A 3,515-nucleotide genomic window follows, 5' to 3' on the forward strand; every position below is an offset into this window, starting at 1 on the left:
TACTGATGACAGTTATTATGAGGTATACAAATATAGCAAAAAATAAAGACCGAGGAAATATATTTATTGGAATTGTAAGTATACTATTTATTGTAGGAATTAATGTATTTTTACAGTGGAAAAATAAAAGTTCGTTTTCTGAAGATGCAATTGCGGATTACCTTGCGAACAACCAATCTTCTCTTTTAGTACAAATGACAAACTATTTTCCAACTACATATTTCGGAGCAGTGGCATTAGTAGAAAATGCAAATTGGAAGGGACCTTTATATGTAATAATCTTTGCAGTTATTTCATTTGTCTTCTTTGTGTTGTTTTATTACATAGCAGAGCGTACATATTTAAAAGGAGTTATTGGACTTTCAACGAGTACAGCAAAGAAACAAGTTATTTCGGCGGAAGGTTTACAGAAATCAACAGTACAAAGTTCGCATTTAAAAGCGTATGTGAAAAAGGAATTTAAAACGTTATTCCGTACACCACAATTTTTCTTAAATTGTATTGTACAAACTTTCGTTATGCCGATTATGTTGTTCTTTATTTTATTTGTGCAAGATGGGAATTTAAAGTTTATTACAGAGTATATTAACAATCCAGAGACAACGGGATTTGCAATTGGTGTTGGCCTTTGTGCATCGTTATTTTTAATGGGTAGTAACGTCATTGCAACAACGTCATTTTCGCGAGATGGAAGCTCTTGGTTTGTGAATCGTTATTTACCAGTAAAGGCTTCGGATATCTTTTTTGCGAAAGCAATCACTGCTTGGTTAATTAATGTGATCATTTTAGCAGTATTCGGTATTACGATGGCAGTTGTAGCTGGGATTTCTCCAGTCTTTATGATACTGTGGTTTTTACTAAGTGCGAACGGGTTGTTATTAATTAATTTAATCGGAACACGCTGGGACGCACAAACTGCAGATATTCATTGGGATACAGAGCAGAAATTATTTAAAAGTCGATATACCACTTTGTGGAATTTTTTGGCTAATATTTTAATAGCTTTAATTATTGTGGGGGGAGTAAGTGTATTATACTTCTTCCTTCATGTCGGACTATGGGTTATGTTTATCGTTTTATTTGTAATGTTTACGATTGTAAATTATATCTTTATTAAAATGTTAAAATTAGGTGCTGAACGTATACTGTCAAATATTCAATAAGAAGATAGATCCTCTGTATTCATGCAGGGGATCTGTGTATAGATGGAGGAGAAAAAGGTGAAGAAAATAGCAATTGTAACAGGGGCAACTCGTCTGAATGGAATTGGTGCAGCTGTATGCAAGGTGCTTGCTCAAAAGGGGATAGACATTTTTTTCACGTACTGGCCAAAGTATGATAAAGCGATGCCATGGGGAATGAGTGATCAAGAACCCTTTTTGCTGAAAAAGGAAATTGAAAGTTACGATGTTCGATGTGAAATGGCAGAAATCAATTTATCGCAATCTTATTCGCCAAATCGTTTGTTTTATATGGTATCAGAACGGTTAGGTGATCCATCTATTCTAGTTAATAATGCAGTGTATTCTACTCATACGAGAATTGAGGAATTAGATGTAGAGCAGTTGGATAAACATTATACAGTTAATGTTCGGGCTACTATGTTATTAAGTTCATTGTTTATAAAACATTATTCACTTAAAACGAGCGGGAGTATTATTAATCTTACTTCAGGACAGTCAGTAGGTCCAATGCCAGATGAACTAGCATATGCAGCAACGAAAGGGGCAATTGAAGCATTTACAAAGTCAGTAGCACCAGTTGCAATGGAGAAGGGGATTACAGTGAATGCTGTAGATCCAGGACCGACGAATACAGGATGGATTACAGAGGAGCTGAAGCATCATTTAGTATGGAAATTCCCGCAAGGTAAAGTAGGAGAACCGGTGGATGCTGCGCGCTTAATTTCTTTTTTAGTAAGTGAAGAAGCGAAATGGGTTACTGGGCAAGTCATTCACTCGAATGGTGGTTATTCATAAAAATATTATGTTAACAAATGTTGAGAAACAAAAAACGAAAGAAAATTTTATTTTTTTGTATAAATAAAATGTCAAGAAAGATAAAAATTTGATAGAAGAGTATATTGTCATATGAAGATAGTAATTCTTAATGTGACAATATACTCTTTTTCTTTTACTTGCGAGCAGAAAAATGAAGTAGAAGAAACTCGAATATTAAAATGAGTTTATCAGTTTTTGTACGTATTATTATGAAGATTACTGTCGGAAAGATGATAATTCGTATGAAAAGGGATTTTTTAAGGGGGAATCGAATCGTAAAGGGGAGGATAAATTATGTAAAACATAGGGGGATTTATATGAAAATGAAAAAGGTCGCTATCGCATCGATTACAATTGGTACAATGCTTACTATGGCAGCTTGTAGTCCTTCAGTAGATAAAGAAACGGAAAAGAAAGAGCAAGTAACTGCGCAAAATGATGGAGAAGCAAAAACGACAAGTGCAGATGAAGCGTCAAAAACAACGAAAGATACTGAAAAAGAAACAAATACTTCTTCAAATGAAAAAACAGATAAGGATGCAAAAAATACGAAAGAATCATCAGGAACAGAAAGTAACGGCAAAACGTCAACTCAAAACGAAAATGTAAAAACAAAAGAAAAAGAAACGACAGGAAAAACGAATGATCAAACGACTAGCGGGAAAACAGCAGATCAAAGCACAAGTACAAGCACAAACAATAACGGAAAGACAACGAAAGATCCGAAGAAAAGTGTTGCTGTGAAAACGAACGTTAAAGAAGTTGTAGCATTAATTGATAGCTTGGACAAGCAGTTAGCTGCTAATCCGAAATTGGAAACAGTGAATAAGCTTGGCAAACAAATTAATGAAAAGTGGGATGTGATTGAAAAAGAGCTAGAGGCATCACATCCGACGGATTCTAAAACAATCGGTCAAAGTATGTATCCGTTAATTGTAGGAGCGGAGAAAGAAAAAATCGATATTAATAAAATGAAATCTTTAACGACGAAAACGAAAAAAGATTTAAATCAGTTATTGACGAAACTTTCATAGTTTCAAAAGCCTACTCGTGTGAGTAGGCCTTTTTTAGGTTGTTGTAATGTGCACAGTATAACTTATTTATTTTCATTTTCAATTACGATGCGAAAGGAACTGAATGCTTGTTGACTGATATAATCTTCTTCGCTAACTTTAAAAGGAAATGGAAAAGCGACGAGTTGAAAATTACTTTCCTGATCCACTAAAGGCAATGTGAAATTAAAGATTTGTCTCGTTTCAGGTGCAAGCTTAGTATAAACAACTTTTCTATTGTTAAATATTTCAACTTGTTTCCAATCTTTAAAAGCCACGATTGCGTAAGTCATTTCATCATTTGTTTCATTACCGTTTGATAGAATTAATTGCTTGCCTTCCTTTTCAAAGAAGACAGTTTGTAAATTCTCTTCACGGTTCGTAACAAATACTGGTTCGTAAAGACCGTCTTTTAAAATTGCATCTGGATTTATAAGGGAGAGTTTTATTTTTTCGTTTTCTT

General features: G+C 34.1%; 3 protein-coding genes and 1 pseudogene. 3 read left to right on the forward strand and 1 reads right to left on the reverse strand.

The window, feature by feature from the left end; all coding sequences use genetic code 11:
• The 3 genes from ACQGS6_RS24765 to ACQGS6_RS24775 all read left to right on the forward strand — a co-directional run.
• Positions 1 to 1,163: ABC transporter permease (locus ACQGS6_RS24765; protein ID WP_426965762.1), on the forward strand; the 1,163-nt coding region annotated here is incomplete at its 5' end.
• Between the two features lie 57 nt (positions 1,164 to 1,220).
• On the forward strand, positions 1,221 to 1,979 hold the full coding sequence (locus tag ACQGS6_RS24770) for an SDR family oxidoreductase (protein ID WP_033683918.1): 759 nt from the start codon (positions 1,221 to 1,223) through the stop codon (positions 1,977 to 1,979).
• Positions 1,980 to 2,317: 338 nt separating this feature from the next.
• Positions 2,318 to 3,034, forward strand: coding sequence for a hypothetical protein (locus ACQGS6_RS24775; RefSeq protein WP_000782566.1), 717 nt, complete (start codon positions 2,318 to 2,320; stop codon positions 3,032 to 3,034).
• 62 nt (positions 3,035 to 3,096) lie between these two features.
• On the opposite strand, the pseudogene ACQGS6_RS24780 reads toward ACQGS6_RS24775, so the two are convergent.
• Positions 3,097 to 3,515: pseudogene (locus ACQGS6_RS24780) on the reverse strand (hypothetical protein); the annotation flags it as partial.

Source organism: Bacillus sp. GMs2/2 (assembly GCF_050172095.1).
Classification (GTDB): domain Bacteria; phylum Bacillota; class Bacilli; order Bacillales; family Bacillaceae_G; genus Bacillus_A; species Bacillus_A cereus.

Excerpts from the sequence above, each read along its gene's own strand:
- ACQGS6_RS24775 (WP_000782566.1), top strand. The coding sequence starts at position 2,318 with ATGAAAATGAAAAAGGTCGCTATCGCATCGATTACAATTGGTACAATG.